This window comes from Ruegeria arenilitoris, from assembly GCF_013031355.1.
In the GTDB taxonomy this organism is placed as follows: Bacteria; Pseudomonadota; Alphaproteobacteria; order Rhodobacterales; family Rhodobacteraceae; genus Ruegeria; species Ruegeria arenilitoris_C.
The window spans coordinates 103,961-120,842 of the sequence record NZ_WPZO01000012.1 but is presented as its reverse complement, the minus strand read 5'-3'; the positions used below and the strand labels follow the sequence as shown (position 1 = coordinate 120,842).

The 16,882-nt window shown below is 60.6% G+C and carries 18 protein-coding genes; 7 read left to right on the top strand and 11 right to left on the bottom strand.

Annotated features, from left to right (window positions below; genetic code table 11):
- The first annotated feature begins 20 nt into the window (after positions 1-20).
- Both GOX63_RS20635 and GOX63_RS20630 read left to right on the top strand, forming a co-directional pair.
- Positions 21-431, top strand: a complete 411-nt coding sequence (locus tag GOX63_RS20635) for a nuclear transport factor 2 family protein (RefSeq protein ID WP_170328130.1) — start codon at positions 21-23, stop codon at positions 429-431.
- A 2-nt stretch (positions 432-433) separates the two neighbouring features.
- Entirely contained in the window at positions 434-1,138 is a 705-nt protein-coding gene (locus GOX63_RS20630; RefSeq protein WP_254436050.1) for an SGNH/GDSL hydrolase family protein, read from the top strand.
- Here the strand turns inward: GOX63_RS20630 and rarD are convergent.
- The 9 genes from rarD to GOX63_RS20585 form a co-directional block, all read right to left on the bottom strand.
- The gene (gene rarD / locus GOX63_RS20625; protein ID WP_170328129.1) at positions 1,129-2,061 is read right to left on the bottom strand and encodes an EamA family transporter RarD; all 933 of its coding nucleotides are present in this window, start codon (positions 2,059-2,061) and stop codon (positions 1,129-1,131) included. The genes GOX63_RS20630 and rarD overlap by 10 nt on opposite strands.
- A gap of 133 nt (positions 2,062-2,194) precedes the next feature.
- Positions 2,195-4,648 carry a GcvT family protein gene (locus tag GOX63_RS20620; protein WP_170547026.1) on the bottom strand — a complete coding sequence of 818 codons (2,454 nt, stop codon included), beginning with the start codon at positions 4,646-4,648 and terminating at the stop codon, positions 2,195-2,197.
- 89 nt (positions 4,649-4,737) lie between these two features.
- Entirely contained in the window at positions 4,738-5,703 is a 966-nt protein-coding gene (locus GOX63_RS20615; protein ID WP_170328127.1) for a GlxA family transcriptional regulator, read from the bottom strand.
- Positions 5,704-5,713: 10 nt separating this feature from the next.
- The gene (locus tag GOX63_RS20610; protein ID WP_170328126.1) at positions 5,714-6,607 is read right to left on the bottom strand and encodes a homocysteine S-methyltransferase family protein; all 894 of its coding nucleotides are present in this window, start codon (positions 6,605-6,607) and stop codon (positions 5,714-5,716) included.
- Between the two features lie 13 nt (positions 6,608-6,620).
- Positions 6,621-7,673: an alcohol dehydrogenase family protein gene (locus GOX63_RS20605; protein ID WP_170547023.1), complete on the bottom strand. Its 1,053-nt coding sequence runs from the start codon at positions 7,671-7,673 to the stop codon at positions 6,621-6,623.
- Positions 7,674-7,685: 12 nt separating this feature from the next.
- Positions 7,686-8,162: a cupin domain-containing protein gene (locus GOX63_RS20600; RefSeq protein ID WP_170328124.1), complete on the bottom strand. Its 477-nt coding sequence runs from the start codon at positions 8,160-8,162 to the stop codon at positions 7,686-7,688.
- Positions 8,163-8,179: 17 nt separating this feature from the next.
- The gene (locus GOX63_RS20595; protein WP_170328123.1) at positions 8,180-10,627 is read right to left on the bottom strand and encodes a GcvT family protein; all 2,448 of its coding nucleotides are present in this window, start codon (positions 10,625-10,627) and stop codon (positions 8,180-8,182) included.
- Between the two features lie 16 nt (positions 10,628-10,643).
- On the bottom strand, positions 10,644-11,024 hold the full coding sequence (locus GOX63_RS20590; RefSeq protein WP_170328122.1) for a GFA family protein: 381 nt from the start codon (positions 11,022-11,024) through the stop codon (positions 10,644-10,646).
- A 77-nt stretch (positions 11,025-11,101) separates the two neighbouring features.
- Positions 11,102-11,671 carry a helix-turn-helix domain-containing protein gene (locus GOX63_RS20585; protein ID WP_170328121.1) on the bottom strand — a complete coding sequence of 190 codons (570 nt, stop codon included), beginning with the start codon at positions 11,669-11,671 and terminating at the stop codon, positions 11,102-11,104.
- A gap of 95 nt (positions 11,672-11,766) precedes the next feature.
- Between GOX63_RS20585 and GOX63_RS20580 the strand changes: the two genes are divergently transcribed.
- Both GOX63_RS20580 and GOX63_RS20575 read left to right on the top strand, forming a co-directional pair.
- Entirely contained in the window at positions 11,767-12,063 is a 297-nt protein-coding gene (locus tag GOX63_RS20580; protein ID WP_367647223.1) for a DUF1294 domain-containing protein, read from the top strand.
- 51 nt (positions 12,064-12,114) lie between these two features.
- Positions 12,115-12,474, top strand: coding sequence for a hypothetical protein (locus GOX63_RS20575; protein ID WP_170328120.1), 360 nt, complete (start codon positions 12,115-12,117; stop codon positions 12,472-12,474).
- Here GOX63_RS20575 and GOX63_RS20570 read toward each other — a convergent pair.
- Positions 12,471-12,923 carry a GAF domain-containing protein gene (locus GOX63_RS20570; protein ID WP_170328119.1) on the bottom strand — a complete coding sequence of 151 codons (453 nt, stop codon included), beginning with the start codon at positions 12,921-12,923 and terminating at the stop codon, positions 12,471-12,473. The two genes, GOX63_RS20575 and GOX63_RS20570, sit on opposite strands and share 4 nt — an antisense overlap.
- 71 nt (positions 12,924-12,994) lie before the next feature.
- On the bottom strand, positions 12,995-14,167 hold the full coding sequence (locus GOX63_RS20565) for a thiolase family protein (RefSeq protein WP_170328118.1): 1,173 nt from the start codon (positions 14,165-14,167) through the stop codon (positions 12,995-12,997).
- A gap of 102 nt (positions 14,168-14,269) precedes the next feature.
- Here GOX63_RS20565 and GOX63_RS20560 point away from each other — a divergent pair, with 102 nt between their 5' ends.
- The 3 genes from GOX63_RS20560 (at position 14,270) to GOX63_RS20550 (ending at position 16,871) form a co-directional block, all read left to right on the top strand.
- Positions 14,270-14,608: an STAS domain-containing protein gene (locus GOX63_RS20560; RefSeq protein WP_170328117.1), complete on the top strand. Its 339-nt coding sequence runs from the start codon at positions 14,270-14,272 to the stop codon at positions 14,606-14,608.
- A gap of 32 nt (positions 14,609-14,640) precedes the next feature.
- A complete protein-coding gene (locus GOX63_RS20555; protein WP_254436049.1) occupies positions 14,641-15,081 on the top strand; it encodes an ATP-binding protein in 441 nt (146 codons plus the stop codon).
- Between the two features lie 212 nt (positions 15,082-15,293).
- On the top strand, positions 15,294-16,871 hold the full coding sequence (locus GOX63_RS20550; RefSeq protein WP_170547020.1) for a gamma-glutamyltransferase family protein: 1,578 nt from the start codon (positions 15,294-15,296) through the stop codon (positions 16,869-16,871).
- Positions 16,872-16,882: the final 11 nt, after the last annotated feature.

Below are 16,882 nucleotides of genomic sequence, written 5' to 3'. Positions count from 1 at the left end.
CCAAAGCGGAAGGAGAACCCATGCACCCCACGATCGAACGTATGCAAGAGGTGGTCGCCAAGGGCGATGAGAGCCTGATCCACGAATTGCTGGCCGAGGATGTGCGCTTTTCCCCCCCCACCTATTACAGCACTTGGACCGGGCGCGAACCGGTGGCGGCGGTGCTGGGCCATGTGGGGCAAGTGTTTTCGGACTTCCGCTATCGCCGCGTGATGGGTGCGGGCAAGGACTGGGCGCTGGAGTTTCAGTGCAAGGTCGGCGACCTGGACGCCGTGGGGGTGGACCTGATCACGCTGAACGATGACGGGCTGATTCAGGAATTCGAAGTCGTCATGCGCCCCTACAAAACCATCGGCGCCCTGCGCGAGGCGATGATGGCCCGCGTCATGACCGACCCGCGGTTCCTTGAATACAAAAACGCGCTCAGCTGACCATGCCTGTCGCTGCCGATCAGCTGTTGCGTGTGCCATTGCTGCCAGTTCTGGCGGCCCAAGGTCTCTCGGTACGCCGCAACGCCCAAATGCTGCCGGAGCCTACTGGGCCGCGCGAAGGGCGCGTGGGGCGAGGGCCTCGGCGGCGTCTTCTGATCGCGGGCGACAGTTCCGCCGCAGGGGTCGGCGCAGGCACTCAGGCGCAAGCCCTGTCAGGGTATCTCGTGGCCCGACTGGCTAAGCACTATACGGTCGAATGGCAGCTTGAGGCCACCACAGGGCACACGACACAGGACACTATAGACCGGCTGCGCGGCCTGAACGGCCAGTTCGATTTGGCCGTTACCGCTCTTGGCGTGAATGACGTGACCCGTGGCGTGACGCGTCAGCGATTCACTGAGCGCCAGACCCAATTGCTGGAGCTTTTGACCGGTCCTCTGGGCGTGCGGCGGCTGGTGGTCACGGCTGTGCCGCAGATGAACCGGTTCCCTGCCCTGCCGCAACCGCTAGCCTGGGTTCTGGGGCGTCAAGCCGCTCGCCTGGATCGCGGTTTGCAGCAGGTCGCAACCCGCTTTCCACAGGCAAAGCATCTGCAACTGGACTTACCCGAAGACCCGGCCCTCGCTGCGCCGGATGGCTATCACCCCAGCCCGAAAACCTATGCCATCTGGGCCGAAGAAGCCGCGCGTCTCTTGCGTCAGGCCTGAGACCGCATCTGCCGGATCATCGGAATCGAATAGACAACCAGCGCCGTCCAGATCAGTGGGAACGCGATCATGCGCCCCCGGTCGATCTGCTCACCGAACAAGGTGATGGCCGTGATGAAGATCATGGTCGGCGCGATGTACTGCAGAATACCCATAGTCGACAACCGCACCAGTTTCGCCCCGTTGGCATAAACCAGCAGCGGCACCGCCGTCACAACGCCAGCACAAGCCAGTAACATGGTGTCCGAAACCCCCACACCGAAATGCCCGGTGCCCTGCACGCCCAGCCATGTGACATACGCCAGCGCCGGGATCAGCAGAATCAGAACCTCAAGCAGGAACCCTTGATTTGGGCCAATCGGCAAAGACCGCTTGAAAAACGCGTAGAAGCCCCAACTGACCATCAACCCCAGAGCCGCCCACGGCAGGCTGCCTGCCTCGACCACCAGAACCAGCACGCCCAGCGCGGCAATTGCCACTGCTGCAAGTTGGATTTTCGTCAAAGGCTCCCGCAGCAGAACCGCGCCCAGCGCAATGCTGAACAGCGGGTTGATATAATAGCCCAATGCCGCATCCAACGCCCGATCGTTGGCAATCGCCCACACATAAATCGCCCAGTTCACCGAAATCAGAGCGGCCGTTATACAAGCCATTCCCAGCATCTTCGGGTTCGCCAGCGCGGCCTTCAGATCCCGCGTGCGCCCCAAGGCCACCAGCAGCAGGCCTGCCACTGGAACTGACCAGATGACGCGGTGCGATACGAGTTCGATTGGCCCCACATGAGACATCGCCTTCATGTAAAGCGGCAGAAAACCCCACAGGACATAGGCCGTCACGGCCAATGCCAACCCTTTGGGCGTATCTTCTCTGTTCGGCGGGACGGGGGTATCTGCCACGGCGGGTCTCCGATTGATATCGGGCATCTCTACGGCAAATCAGACCACGTTGGGAACTGCGAAAACTGTGAAGCAGGCCATCAGGAATTCTGATACGTCGCGGTCACCACCGGCAACCCCAAGAAAAGAGCCGGGGCGCCGCAGCGCCCCGACAATTTGATTATACTTTGACGCGTTCCGATTTCGGGTCGTACATCGGCTTCAACGATGCCTCGGCCTTGACCTTCACACCGCAGACGTCGATCTCATAAGTCGAAGCCAGCACATCCGCCGCTTTTTCACCTTCGCACGGCACGTAACCCAGACCAATGGCAGCGCCCAACGTGTGGCCATAGTTACCCGAGCTCAGATAGCCCACATATTCGCCATCCCGGATGATCGGCTCATTGTGGAACAGCAGCGGCTCGGCGTCGGTCAGTTTCAACTGAACCAGACGGTTCTTGGGCCCGCTTTCCTTGCGTGCGATCACAGCCTCGCGGCCGATGAAATCACTGCCCTTATCGACCTTGACGGCAAAGCCAAGCCCGGCATCCACCACATGGTCTTCGCAGGTGATGTCGTGACCAAAGTGGCGGAAGCCCTTCTCGATCCGGCAGCTGTCCATCATGTGCATCCCGCACAGCTTCAGCCCCATGTCCTGCCCCGCCTCGTGCAGCGTTTCGAACGCGTGGCCAGCCATGTCGGATGAGACATAGATCTCCCACCCCAGTTCGCCCACATAGGTCACGCGGTGAGCACGGGCGAGACCCATGCCAAGCTCGATCTCTTGCGCGGTGCCGAACGGGTTGGCGGCGTTCGAGAAATCGTTAGGCGAGACTTTCTCAAGCAGAGCACGTGCATTCGGGCCCATGACGGCCAGAACCCCTTCACCTGCGGTTACGTCAGTGATGACCACGTTGAAGTTGCTCGCGTGGCGCATCATCCATGTCTGGTCAGCCAGACGGGTCGCCGCCGGTGTGACCACCAGATAGGCGGTCTCGGTCAGGCGGGTGACGGTCACGTCCGCCTCGATCCCGCCAGTGCGGTTCAGGAACTGGGTATAGACGATCTTGCCGTTGGGCACCGAATAGTCGCCACCGCCAATATAGTTCATGAATTTCTCGGCGTCGGGCCCTTCAACGCGGATTTTGCCGAAGGACGACATATCATACATGCCGACGTTTTCGCGGACCGCGCGGTGTTCAGCCGCCGAGTTTTCAAACCAGTTCTGCCGCTTCCAGCTGTACTGGTATTCGCGCTCCTGCCCATCATTGGCAAACCAGTTCGCGCGTTCCCACCCTGCCAGTTCGCCAAAGACCGCACCTTGTTCCTTGAGATGGTGATGGAACGGAGTCCGGCGTACGCCGCGAGCGGTTGCCTTCTGGCGGTAAGGATAGTGGTCAGCATAGAGCAGACCCAGCGTTTCCTTGGACCGTTCGAACAGGTACTTCTTGTTGCCCTGAAATGGCTGCATCCGGCCGATATCCACGTCACCCAGATCAAACGGCTTTTCGCCGCTGTCCATCCACTCTGCCAGCGCCATGCCCGCGCCGCCCGCAGATTGGATACCGATAGAGTTAAACCCGGCGGCCACCCAGACATTGTCCATCTCGGGCGCCAGACCCAGGTGATAGGCGTCATCGGGGGTAAAAGATTCAGGGCCGTTGAAGAAGGTGTGAATCCCGGCCTCAGCCAGCATCGGCATCCGGTTACAGGCCGCTTCGAGGATCGGCTCGAAGTGATCGAAATCCTCGGGCAACTGATCGAACTCAAAGCTGTCCGAAATACCGTCCATGCCCCACGGCTTCGCGTTGGGCTCGAACGCGCCCAACAGAATTTTACCCGCGTCTTCCTTGTAATAGGCGCATTCATCCGGAACGCGCAGCACCGGCAGTTGCGTCAGTCCGTCGATACCTTCGGTCACGATATAGAAGTGTTCACACGCGTGCAGCGGGACATTCACGCCTGCCATGCGGCCGACCTCATGCCCCCACATTCCGGCGCAGTTCACCACCATGTCACATTCGATGTGTCCCGAGGCGCTGCCGTCATCGGCGACCCAATCCACACCGGTCACCTTGCGTCCTTGTTTGACGATATCGGTGACCTTCACACGCTCCTTGACGATACCGCCACGCTGACGGGCACCCTTGGCCAGAGCCAGAGCGATGTTTGCCGGATCGCCCTGTCCGTCCAGCGGCAGGTATACGGCACCTTTGACGTCTTCGATGTTCAGATGCGGATAGAGTTCGGCCACACGCTCGTTCGAGATCTCTTCGACCTCTACCCCAAAGGCGCGGGCCATCGCGGCCTGACGATAGATCTCTTCCTTACGCTCTTCGGTCAGGGCAACTGTGATCGAACCGCAGCGCTTGAAACCTGTGGCAACGCCGGTTTCCTCTTCCAGCGAGCCATAAAGTTCTTGGCTGTATTTCGCCAGCTTGGTCATGTTCGCCGTTGCGCGCAGCTGTGCAATCAGACCCGCCGCGTGCCATGTGGTGCCGCTGGTCAGCTGCTTGCGCTCAAGCAGGACAACATCGTTCCAGCCCTTCTTGGTCAGGTGATACGCGACCGAGCATCCGATAACGCCGCCGCCGATGATGACCACTCGGGCCTTGCTGGGAAGATCAACCATCCTGAAATCTCCGCTGTGTCAGGTTTTGGGCAAAATGACACGGAAGACCGACAATAAATGCATCAAAAACGTCACAAGATCGGTGATTTTCACCGATGTGTCGCGGCCCGCTTTTCCCGGCGGACAACAAAGGGGGTGACGCCGAAAAAGCTCTTGTAAACAGAGGAAAAACCGTTCGGGAACCCGCAGGCCAGACCGATTTCGCGGACGCTCATGGTGGTGTTGAGCAGCAGATTATTGGCCTTGGCCAGCCGCATTTCGCGGTAGAATCCGTTCGGCGTGGTGCCGAAATAGTTTTTGAATTTCCGCTCCAGCGACCGGTTCGACAGGTGCAGCGATTCGACGATCTGGTTGATCGGCAGCGGGTCCTCGATATTGGCCTGCATCAGCTTGATGCACTGGTCCAGCTTGGCATCGCCCGTCGCGGTCTGTTTAGCCCCGGAAAACGGCTGCATCGAGGCAAAGTCGCGGATGTTCTCGTGCAGCATGATATCGGCCACCGTCATCTTGGCCGGTCCCGAGATATGCCGCCCGATCACGGCCAAGGCTACATCCGTCGTCGCCTCCATCCCGGCGCAGGTCACCACCGCGCCCTGCTCGGTTGCGATCGACAGCTTGGCTTCGAACCGAGCGCCGCGCTCGCGCAGAAACGAGGCGTTTTCCCAATGGGTCGCCATATCGTCGGTGCCTTGCTCGTCGATATAGCGGCTGGCGGCTTCGGCCAGCAAAAACACCTTGGCCCCGCGGAACGTATAGTCCGACACGACCCGCCCCAAAGACAGGTCCGGATGATCGGGGTCGGAATTGCCGATCACGAACAGGTAGTCCGCCTTGGGCTGGGCCGGGGCAGGTTCGGTTTGAACCACCGCATCGCTGCTGCTGGCAATCGGCCCACCTTTCAGCGATCGATAGGCATAGGTGAACGGAGGGCTCGGACACACACGATTGGCCAGCCGCAGCACCTCGACCAACGAGGCCAGTTCCAGCAGCACGTATCCGGGCGCGACCAGAATATCGAAATGCAGCTGGGCTGAGTTATCCGCAGGGTTCCGCATCGTCTTCACCTCAGACGATCTGGTGGCCGGCAGCGCGCAACCGGTTGGCCAGGGTTTCGATGTGATCCGGACCCACCTCGCAGCAACCGCCGACAATGGTTGCCCCCTGCGCCACCCAAGCCATCGCGTGATCGGCATAGGCGTCGGGGCCCAGGTCCTGACGCTGTTCCAACGCATCGACCGTGGGCGCGTCTTCCAGAAACTTCTGGGTAATGCCGGTGAAACCGTTGGCGTAGGCTCCGAACGGTCGGCCCAGTTGAGCGATGACGCCTAGAGCTGCGGGAATGGCCTCGGGGCGCGAACAGTTGATCAGCACGACCTCGGGCGCGAAACGCTTAACCACCGGCGCGATTTCGGACAGTAGCTCGCCCGAGCGCAGACGCGTGCCATCGTCATCCATCACCGTCAGCGCCAGCCAGACAGGCTTGCCGCCTTCCGACGCGCCGCGCAGCGCACCTTCGGCCTCCTGAACCGAAGACACGGTTTCGATCAGGAAAAAGTCCACACGCTCCGCCATCATCTTTGCCAATTCCGCGAACTTCTCGGCCGCCTCATCCACATCGGGTTTCAGGTCAGGCCGGTACGAGGCCAACAGCGGCCCCAACGCCCCGGCAATACGCCCTCCGTTTGAGCCACGCGCTTGTTCGGCTTGCGTGACCGCCGCGTTGATCAGGTCGGCAAGCTGCGCCTCCATCCCTTCCCGCACCAGCCGGGACCGATGCACGGCATAGGTATTGGTGGTGGCAACCGTCGCGCCGCGACGGAAATACTCGGCGTGGACGTCCCCGACCAGTTCGGGGCGATCCATCATCACCCGGGTCGACCACAAGGGCGTCGGCTGTTCACCGCTGCGCTTGACCAGTTCCTGCCCGATTGAGCCATCCAGAAGAGTGATTTTTGACATTTTCCCAACCCTTTCACGGAATAAGAACAAGTTTGCCCGGGAACGCTTTGGATTGAAAATCCGCCTGCGCTGCCGCGATGTCCTTTAGCGGATAAGTCTTTGAGATCAAGGGTCTGATCCGACCGGCATTGATCATCTCGACCAGCCTCCCGAACACGTCAAAGGCCTGATGGGTGCAGCCGTGGATGGTGATGTCGCGCAGATAGATGTCACGTAGGTCGGCCTGAACGATCGGTCCTGCGATCGCGCCCGACACAGCATAGTGGCCACCCGGCTTCAAGGCCAGGATCAGGCCGGGCCATGCGGGTCCGCCCACAACGTCGATCACCACATCAAACATATCCGCTGGCAGCGTGGCATCACGTGCAAAGGTCTCGACCGCGCCTTGCCCTTTGACCACCTCGGCCTTGGCCAGGCTGGTCACGCCCCAGACAGTTGCGCCCCGCAGCGCCGCCAGTTGCACGGCGGCCAGACCGACACCGCCGGACGCCCCGGTGATCAGCACCTTTTGCCCCGAGGTCACGCCTGCACGGGTCAGAAGGTTCTCGGCGGTGCCAAAGGCACAAGGGATGGCGGCGATTTCGACATCCGACAGGGGTGAGGCGGTCACGTCATACAGGTCATCTGCCTCGACCAGACAGTATTGCGCAAAGGCGCCATCCATTTCGGACCCCAACGCAATGAACCCGGTCGGATGACCCGGACGTGGACGCGGCAGGTTAATCGGGCAAGTGACGCGCTGACCGGGCTGGAAACCCGTCTCAGGCCCGGCCAGTTCAACGACGCCGCATAGATCACCGCCCTGAATGCGCGGGAAGCGCAGTGCACCGCCCCAGCCTCCGGCCTCGACATCCTGATCGACGGCATCGGTCGCGCCCGTCACGTCAGAGGAATACCAGCCAACGCGCGTATTGATATCTGTGTTGTTCACGCCCGCGGCCAGAACCCGAACCAGCACCTGCCCCGGCCCGGGCTGGGGCACCGGTATATCGTCGCGCCATTCCAGCGCCTCTGGCCCGCCGTGTTGGGTCAGATAAACACCAGACATTGTATGGGGGAGTGTCATCTGATGCCGCCTTCAGGTCTGATCGTCCGGATGCGGCGGAACCGGACCCATCGGGATGATGTCATAATGGACGTTCAGGTCGGCCATCTTTGCCTCATCCGCGAAGTCGGCCTCGCTCATTGTCGCAAGCTCGGCCAGAAAACCGTCAAACCCCGAGGGTTGAAAGATCATCAGCATCCGCGCAGGGGCGCCTCCGGCCACGCGGCACGCATGTGGCACACCCGCAGGGACATGCATCGTTGTTCCCGCCATGCACCGGTGCCAGTCGCCATCGACGAAGAAGTCCACCTCACCGTCCAGAAAGTAGAAAGTTTCGGCATGGCCGTCATGGCGATGAAGGCCAAGCGCAAAGCTGGCCATCAGGTTGTCTTCCATGAGCGTATAGGCACCACCTGAGTCCTGACCGGACACCTTGACGAAGGTATGGTCGTTTTCCCAGTCATAGTTGGGGCCCTCACCGGGCCCCAATTTGGAGTATCGCTTGCTCATGGCACCTCCGTCCGGGGTTACGCGCGCAGCCGCTCGTTTGCCGGATCCCAGAGCGGTTGGTCCTCTTGTACCACAGCGCGGTATTTCTGACCGTAGATTTCCACCTCAAGCTCGGTGCCCGGGTTGGCGGCTTCGGTCTTCACCATGCCCAGCGCGATGGATTTGCCAACGCGATAGCCCCAGGCGCCCGAAGTGGTCTCACCCACAATCTCACCGTTCTGCGAGATGCAGGACATGTAGGGCGCATCGCAATCACCGGCCTCGACGGTCAGCGTGACAAAGGATTTCTTCACCCCTTGCTGCTTTTCGTTCTGGATCGCGGCCTTGCCCGGGAAGTCCTGCGGTTTGTCCAGCTTGACGAAACGTCCTAGACCACCTTCCAGCAGTGAGTAGTCGCTGGACAGATCGCCCTTCCAGGTGCGGTAGCCCTTTTCGATCCGCAGCGCGTTCAACGCATACATGCCGAACGGTGTCGCACCGGCATCGAGGATCGCCTCGTAGATCGCTGGCATGTCCTCGTTCAGGGCGTGCACCTCCCAACCCAGTTCACCGGCGAAGGAAACGCGGATCAGGAAGGCCGATTTACCGGCGACAGTTGCCGCCTGATGGGTCAGCCAGCCGGTGGACAGGTCCGCATCGCTCAGACCCGCCAGGATCTCACGCGATTTCGGGCCGGTCACGATCAACGTGTCGCGGGTGGTGGTGACATCCTCGACCGAAACACCGGCAGGCATCGCCTTCGTCAGGATGTCACGGTCATGCCACTGAGCAGTCGCTGCGGTGATCATCATGAACTCATCCTCGCCCAGACGGACGCAGGACATTTCTGTCAGGATGCGGCCCCGGTCGTCCGAGACATAGACCAGGTTGATGCGGCCAACCTTGGGCAGGCCACCGGTGATCAGACCACGCAGAGCTTCAGCTGCTCCTTCACCTTTGACCATAAAACGCGAGAAGCCCGGCAGGTCGAGCACGCCGCAATTGTCGCGAACGGCTTCACACTCTTCCTTGATGCGTTGTTCCCACGGGCCGGACCGGCCCCATGTGTGGGTGGCGTCCTCAGAGGTGTCGTCGCCCGGCTTGGCAAACCAGTTAGCACGTTCCCAGCCGTTATAGGCCCCCATAACGCCGCCCAGTTCCTTGATCTTGGCATGGACCGGAGACAGCTTTTTGTCGCGTGCCGCAGGCCATTCGTGGTGCGGGAAGTGCATGGCGTATTCGTTGCCGTAAACTTCCATACCTTTCTGGTTGCAGTAATCCTGATCGGTATAATCGGTGTAGCGGCGCGGATCGACCGCCCACATATCCCACTCAGTGTGACCATCGACGATCCATTCGGCCAGCACCTTGCCTGCACCACCGCCCTGCGCGATGCCGAAGGTAAAGCTGTGGGCTTCGAACGCATTTGTCACGCCCGGCATCGGGCCGATCAGCGGCAGACCGTCGGGCGCATAGGGGATCGGGCCGTTGATCACACGGCCAACACCCGAGGTCGCCATCAGCGGCACCCGCTCCATCGCGTCGGTTACGATGTCTTCGATACGGTCCAGATCGTCATTCCACAGCTGGAAGGAGAAATCCTCGGGCATCGGGTCATCTTCGGTCATCCAGTGGCCCTTGCAGTTGGGCTCGTAGGGACCAAGGTTGAAGCCGTTCTTTTCCTGACGCAGGTAGTACGAGATATCCACGTCCCGCAGAAGCGGCAGCTTGCCACCGTTCTCTTTCGACCATGCCTCGATCTCGGGCACTTCGTCGGTCAGCAGGTACTGGTGGCTCATGACCATCGCAGGCACGGTGCGGCCGCCAAACGGCTTGAACATCTCACCCACGCGCTGCGCATAGTAACCGGCGGCGTTCACCACATAGTCACAAGCGATGTCGCCCTGATCGGTGTGCACGGTCCAGGTGCCGTCTTCGTGCTGGGTCACATTGGTCGCCGGGCAGAAACGGATGATCTTCTGGCCCAGATCGCGCGCGCCCTTGGCAAAGGCCTGAGTCAGCTGCGCCGGGTCGATGTCACCATCGGTCGGGTCGTACAGCACGCCTTCCAGATCATGGGTTTCGAGGAACGGGTAACGCTCTTTCGCCTGCTCCGGGGTCCACATCTCCATCGGGATGCCCTGATACAGGCCCATGGACATGGCACGCTCGAATTCCTGCATCCGCTCTTTGCTGTGCGCCAGACGGATCGACCCCGATACGTGGTAGTTCATCGGGTAGTCGACCTCTTCGGCCAGGCGCGAATACAGCTCGGTCGAATAGCGCTGCATGTTCATGATCGCCCACGAGGTCGAGAAGGTCGGCACGTTACCCGCCGCGTGCCATGTCGAACCGGCAGTCAGTTCGTTCTTTTCCAGCAGAACGCAGTCGGTCCAGCCCTTCTTGGCCAGATGATACAGGGACGAACAGCCAACGACGCCGCCGCCGATGATGACCACACGGGCCTTGGTTGGAAAATCACTCATGAGTTTGGATCCTCTTTTACTGTGCCTCTTGGGGCAGATCGTCTGTGATGTCGTAGTAGTCGCCCTTGTCGGCCACAAAGATGTGCCGGGCGAGGTGCAGTCCGGTGGGTTCGCTCAGGGCACCCATGGAAATCGAAATCGTGTCTTCGTCATTGTGCTGCCAGAACAGGAACGACCCGCAGGCACTGCAAAAGCCACGCCGGGCAATGTCGGAAGCGCGGAACCAGCGCAGCGTGTCACTGGCGGTAAAGCTGAGATTGTCCTGATGGGTCGAGGTCGAAGCCCAGACATGGCCCGATTGCTTACGGCACTGGCCGCAATGGCAGACCGAAGGCGGCGACAGATCGCCGTCAATGGCAAACGAAACAGCACCACAAAGACAGGAACCGGTGTGCATGTGACTACCTCCTTGCTGCCGGCGAATGGACAGGCATCGGCCCTTCGCCACAATTGGTGAATGCTGGACCCACCATGTCAGTACACCGGCGGTGCGATGACCCAGATGGCCACTGCGGGCTCATCATAGGGGTTGGCCCATTGATAGGGTTCGTTCTTGATCCGGAAACTGTCCCCCGGACCGACCGAAAACGCACGCCCCCCGATCACCAGATCCAAACGACCCGACACCATATAGCCAACCTCTTGCGTGGGGCGGTTCGCGGGCGTCTGCATCTTTGAATGAGGCTCGAACGTGGAATGCACCATCTCGAAGTCATCGGTCAGATCGGGTGACAACAGTTCCTCGATCAACCCTTCCTCGCCCGACCCCATCGGGCGGCGCGATCCGGCGCGCACGACATACCCCTGCTCGTCCGCTGGTGCTGAGGAATGCGCGAACAGCATGGACATCGGCACACCCAGACATTCCGCGATCTGGCGCAGGTCCGAGATCGAAGGGTCGGACATGTCCCGCTCGACCTGACTGAGCCACCCGACCGAGCGGTTCAGACGTTCGGCTATTTCGGTCAGCGTCAGCCCGCGCGCCTTGCGCAGGGCGCGGATATCCGCACCAAGCGTCGCGCTGTGGGGGGCCTGAGTGTTCACGTGCCGCTCCGATTCTGGTGAAATTTTCCTCTTCTTTTTCACGATGACCCAGATTCGTGAAATTTCCAAGAGTTTTTTCATTTGCACGAGAAACCGTGCCTGTTTATGCCAAGGCCATGTGGATTGCAGTGATCTATCTTTGGGCGATCAACGCCCTGACGCTATTGGCATTTGCGTGGGACAAGGCCCGCGCCCGGCGGCGCAAAGGCAGGGTTCCGGAACGTCGATTGTTATGGCTGGCCGCACTGGGTGGCAGTCCGGGCGCAGTGGTCGGTCGATGGATTTTCAACCACAAAACCCGCAAGCGCGGCATTTCGATGCGGCTGTTTCTTATTGTCGGGATACAGGTTGTCTGCGGATTTTTCCTTGTACAGTTTGTGCAGGCAAATTGATCAAAGAAGTGCTGTTCAAGCCAACGTACTGGGTAAATTTACGGGGAGCCGATGGATCTTGTATTGCAGTCGATCAAGTACATGCTTTGGCTGAACGGAGCGATGATCGTCGGCGCGATTGGACTCGCCATTGGATACAATTCGCCCGAAGCCATTGCGGTATCCCTGCAGATCGGGCTGGTCACCTTGATCTTGCTGGCCTTTCGGACCGGTCTGCGCAAAGAAAAGCGTTGGGTTGCCCTGTTATTTGCCGCGTTCTGCACAATTGACCTGTTTGGCGCGATTTCAGGCGGCATTTCGCTACGGAACGCCATCAACCTCGTTGACGGTATCTTGTCGTTCGTCGCCATTTGCGGTGTCATCATTTGGCTGCGCGAGCGCAGCATCACAGCCTCACAATCAAAGGCCTAACGGGCAAAGACCTGCGCCAGAACGCGAGTCAGTTGGTCGGCGTCTTCTTCATCAAAAGCATTCGGCTGATCGCTATCGATGTCGAACACGGCAATGACTTCACCCGACGCATCCCGCACCGGCAGCACCAGTTCCGACCGGGTGGACGAGGCGCAGGCGATGTGGCCCGGAAACGCGTCTACATCCGGCACCAGCTGCACCTCGCCGGTGCGCGCCGCTGCGCCACAGACGCCGCGTTCGAATGGGATGACCAGACAGCCGTGACCGCCCTGATAGGGGCCGATCTTCAGCACGCCCGGTTCGGTCACCCGGTAAAACCCGGTCCAGTCAAAACGGTCGTCGGCGTGGTGCACCTCGCAGGCGATCGTGGCCATCAGGGCGACCTGATCTGTTTCGCCTTCGGTCAGGGCTGCAATGGTCTTGGCGAGAGTGTCGTAGTCAACGGTCATGGTCAGTCTTTTCCGGGTTGGGCGGGGGCACTGCCCCCGGACCCCTGGAGTATTTGGAAAATGATGAGGCGTCAAACGCGTTCGATAGCGATGGCCGTGCCTTCACCACCGCCGATGCAGATGGCGGCCACGCCGCGTTTGAGATTTCGCTTTTCCAACGCGTTCAGCAGCGTCACCATGATGCGCGCGCCCGACGCGCCGATCGGGTGGCCCAAAGCGCAAGCGCCGCCGTTCACGTTCACCTTGTCGCGCGGCAGGCCCATTTCGTGCATGAAGGCCATGGGGACAACGGCAAAGGCCTCGTTCACTTCCCACAGGTCCACATCGTCTTTGGTCCAGCCAATGGCCGCAAGCAGCTTTTGCGCCGCCGGAACCGGAGCGGTTGTGAACAGGCCGGGGGCTTGCGCGTGGCTGGCATGCCCGACGATCCGGGCACGCACGGTCAGGCCCTGCGCCTCGGCGGCATCGGCCGAGGCCAGCACCAAGGCCGCGGCACCGTCAGAAATCGATGAAGAATTGGCCGCCGTCACCGTACCGTCCTTGCGGAAGGCGGGTTTCAGTGTTGGGATTTTGTCCGGTCGCGCAGATTGTGGTTGCTCGTCTGCGGCAAAAGTAACCTCACCCTTGCGGGTCCGGGTGGTCACAGGTGCAATCTCGCCTTCGAACGCACCGCTTTCCTGCGCGGACAGGGCGTTGGACAGCGATTGCAGCGCGTACTCGTCCTGTGCCTCACGGGTGAATTGGAAAGATTCGGCGCAGTCCTCGGCGAAGGTGCCCATCAGGCGGCCCTTGTCATAGGCGTCCTCGAGCCCGTCCAGAAACATGTGATCGACCACCTGACCATGCCCGATCCGCGCACCACCACGCATCTTGGGCAGCAGGTAGGGGGCGTTGGTCATGCTTTCCATCCCGCCCGCGATCATTGTATCCGCGTGACCCAGAGCGATCTGGTCAAAGGCCATCATGGCAGCTTTCATCCCCGATCCGCACATCTTGTTCAGGGTCGTCGCGGGCACCTCTTCACCCAGACCCGCCGCGAATCCGGCCTGGCGCGCTGGTGCCTGACCCTGACCGGCGGGCAAAACGCAGCCCATCAAAACCTCATCCACCGTATCAGCGCCTGCGCCCTGCAGCGCGGCTCGGATGGCGGTTCCGCCCAGCTCGGCAGCAGCCACACCGTCGAACATTCCCTGAAACCCTCCCATGGGTGTGCGCGCGGCCCCGGCGATAACAACCTGTTTCATCGGCGTGTTCCTCCTCTTTTTCCATCCGATGGATACCGAATGGTAAGATTTGCCGTCTAGCGTATTTCTACCAGTGATTTTCAGATTAAAGGACCGTCGCGCATGGCCCTGACCAGCACAACGACCGACGCAACCCAGATTATCAAAGTTCATTCAGACCGGATCGATGCGGCCATGGCTATCCAGTTCAAGGAAGACATGCGCAACGAGGCCGAAGGCGGCGCCATACGGGTGGTACTGGACCTGAGCAGCGTGGAGTTCATCGACTCGAGCGGTCTGGGCGCCATCGTCGCCTCGATGAAACAGCTTGGCAACGACCGCAGACTGGATCTGGCCGGGTTGCATCCTTTCGTCGAAAAGGTGTTTCGGCTGACCCGCATGGACACGGTGTTCAAACTGTACCCGACGCTGGATGACGCCTTGTCGACCACCGCCGGCTGACCCTCCTGACCATCTGAATAGGCCCAATGCCCATGTGTGACGGCAAATGTTTGGATCTGAGCTTTGCAGCGACCGAATCTGAGGCCAGCGCCGGAATTGCGCAGCTCAGCAGATGCCTGGCGACACAGGGGCTGCCGCAGCACAAGGCGAGTGACGTGAAGATTGCCCTGGCCGAGGCGATCAACAACGTGGTCGAACACGCCTATGCCGATGTGACACCGGCCAAGGTCCAGGTGCGGTGTCGCCTGCACCGGAACTGGCTGGATATCCTGATCTCGGACACCGGCAACCCCTTGCCCGGATTTCGGGTGCCCGACGGGATTCCGGCGCCGTTGGGATCATCCATTGAAGACCTGCCCGAAGGCGGGTTCGGCTGGTTCCTGATTCACGAATTGACCAGTGATATCCGGTATGAACGCTCTGATGGCTGCAACCGGCTGTCGCTGCGCTTTGATTTCCCCGACCCGGCCTAACGGCAAGAAAACGTCACAATAAGGCCCAGATCGAACCATTGTAGCGCCGCAAACAACGGACAAAGATATAACTGTAGCTCAGATAGCTTCCCTCGGCGCCACGTGTCACAGCCCCCACCCAGTGAACGGCGCCGAGGAACTTCTCCCTCATGTGACTGGACAAGTTCTGACCGCGCGATACTTTCGGCGCGTTCAATACGGGGAATAGCAACATGCGGGATTTTCACACTCCGGGCCGGTCCGAAGTTCTGGCGACCGAAGGGATGTGCGCCACGTCGCATCCTCTGGCGGCGAAAGTGGCCGTGGATATTCTTGCACGGGGCGGCAACGCGATGGATGCGGCCATTGCCGGAGCGGTCCTGCTGGGCATTTGCGAGCCTCAGATGACCGGATTGGGCGGCGATTGCTTTGTCCTCTACAACCGGGCCGGAGAGGATGAGATCCGCGCCCTGAACGGCTCGGGTCGTGCGCCTGCCGCGGCCGATGCGGAAACACTAAGGGCGCAAGGGCTGACTGCGGTGCCCCTGAACACCGCGGACGCCGTGACCATCCCCGGCGCGGTTGATGCGTTCTGTCATCTGGCAGAGACCGAGGGCAAACTGGACCTGGACGCCATCCTGCAACCCTCCATTCACTATGCCGAGGCCGGTGTGCCAGTTGCGCCAAGGGTCGCTTTGGACTGGGCGACCGGGGCGGCCACCCTGCAAGGGGCTGCGCAGGGGCACTATCTGATCAACGACAAAGCGCCCGCCGTCGGGCAGATTTTCCGTTCCCCCGGCCAGGCCGAAGTTCTGCGTCGGATTGCCCGAAACGGACGGGACGCGTTTTATTCTGGCGACATCGCCGAGGACATGATCGCGGCGCTGACTGAACGAGGCGGCACCCACACGGTCGAAGATTTTCAGGCCACGGCCTGCACCAAAACCCTACCCGTCAGCGGAACGTATAGCGGGCTGGAATTGGTCGAGCATCCACCCAACGGTCAGGGTGCCACCGCGATTTTGCTGCTGAACATCCTCAAGAATTTCGACCTTGCCAGCATGGATCCCTTCGGGACCGAGCGCCTGCATATCGAGGCCGAGGCCTCAAAGCTGGCCTATGACACGCGCAACCGGTTCATTGCTGATCCCGACCATACGACTCATGCGGCCCGGTTTCTGGATCAGGACGTTGCAGATAGGCTGGCAGCCCTGATCGACCCAAAGCGCGCAATGCCTGCCGCGGCCCCGCTGACCGAGGCCATTCACAAGGACACCGTCTATATCACCGCGGTGGACCGGGACAGGATGGCAGTGTCGCTGATCTATTCCATATTCCACAGCTTCGGCTCGGGGATCGCGTCCGAGAAATATAGCATTCTGCTGCAGAACCGCGGTGCGGGCTTTACTCTTCAGGCGGGTCATCCCAATGAGTTCGGCGGCGGCAAACGCCCTATGCACACGATCATCCCCGGGCTCTTGAAACAGAATGGCCGGGTCCTGATGCCTTTCGGAGTGATGGGCGGGGCCTATCAGCCCACCGGTCATGCCCGGTTCGTGTCAAACCTGACCGACCACGGGTTGGGCATGCAGGCCAGCATCGATGCACCGCGCGCTTTTGCGGACAATGGTGTTTTGAAGCTGGAACGCGGTATTTCGCCCAAGGTAGCTCAACAATTGTGTGAAATTGGCCACACTGTTGAGCTGCCAGAAACACCACTGGGCGGCGCACAGGCTATTCGAATCTGTGAAAACGGCGTTCTGAAGGGCGCAAGTGACCCGCGAAAAGACGGCTGCGCGCTTGGGTATTGACCGACGAACGC

Excerpts from the sequence above, each read along its gene's own strand:
- rarD (WP_170328129.1), bottom strand. The coding sequence starts at position 2,061 with ATGCCCGATATCAATCGGAGACCCGCCGTGGCAGATACCCCCGTCCCG.
- GOX63_RS20595 (WP_170328123.1), bottom strand. The coding sequence starts at position 10,627 with ATGAGTGATTTTCCAACCAAGGCCCGTGTGGTCATCATCGGCGGCGGC.
- GOX63_RS20620 (WP_170547026.1), bottom strand. The coding sequence starts at position 4,648 with ATGGTTGATCTTCCCAGCAAGGCCCGAGTGGTCATCATCGGCGGCGGC.
- GOX63_RS20575 (WP_170328120.1), top strand. The coding sequence starts at position 12,115 with ATGGATCTTGTATTGCAGTCGATCAAGTACATGCTTTGGCTGAACGGA.
- GOX63_RS20550 (WP_170547020.1), top strand. The coding sequence starts at position 15,294 with ATGCGGGATTTTCACACTCCGGGCCGGTCCGAAGTTCTGGCGACCGAA.
- GOX63_RS20605 (WP_170547023.1), bottom strand. The coding sequence starts at position 7,673 with ATGACACTCCCCCATACAATGTCTGGTGTTTATCTGACCCAACACGGC.
- GOX63_RS20630 (WP_254436050.1), top strand. The coding sequence starts at position 434 with ATGCCTGTCGCTGCCGATCAGCTGTTGCGTGTGCCATTGCTGCCAGTT.
- GOX63_RS20610 (WP_170328126.1), bottom strand. The coding sequence starts at position 6,607 with ATGTCAAAAATCACTCTTCTGGATGGCTCAATCGGGCAGGAACTGGTC.
- GOX63_RS20615 (WP_170328127.1), bottom strand. The coding sequence starts at position 5,703 with ATGCGGAACCCTGCGGATAACTCAGCCCAGCTGCATTTCGATATTCTG.
- GOX63_RS20635 (WP_170328130.1), top strand. The coding sequence starts at position 21 with ATGCACCCCACGATCGAACGTATGCAAGAGGTGGTCGCCAAGGGCGAT.
- GOX63_RS20570 (WP_170328119.1), bottom strand. The coding sequence starts at position 12,923 with ATGACCGTTGACTACGACACTCTCGCCAAGACCATTGCAGCCCTGACC.
- GOX63_RS20600 (WP_170328124.1), bottom strand. The coding sequence starts at position 8,162 with ATGAGCAAGCGATACTCCAAATTGGGGCCCGGTGAGGGCCCCAACTAT.
- GOX63_RS20560 (WP_170328117.1), top strand. The coding sequence starts at position 14,270 with ATGGCCCTGACCAGCACAACGACCGACGCAACCCAGATTATCAAAGTT.
- GOX63_RS20565 (WP_170328118.1), bottom strand. The coding sequence starts at position 14,167 with ATGAAACAGGTTGTTATCGCCGGGGCCGCGCGCACACCCATGGGAGGG.
- GOX63_RS20590 (WP_170328122.1), bottom strand. The coding sequence starts at position 11,024 with ATGCACACCGGTTCCTGTCTTTGTGGTGCTGTTTCGTTTGCCATTGAC.
- GOX63_RS20555 (WP_254436049.1), top strand. The coding sequence starts at position 14,641 with ATGTGTGACGGCAAATGTTTGGATCTGAGCTTTGCAGCGACCGAATCT.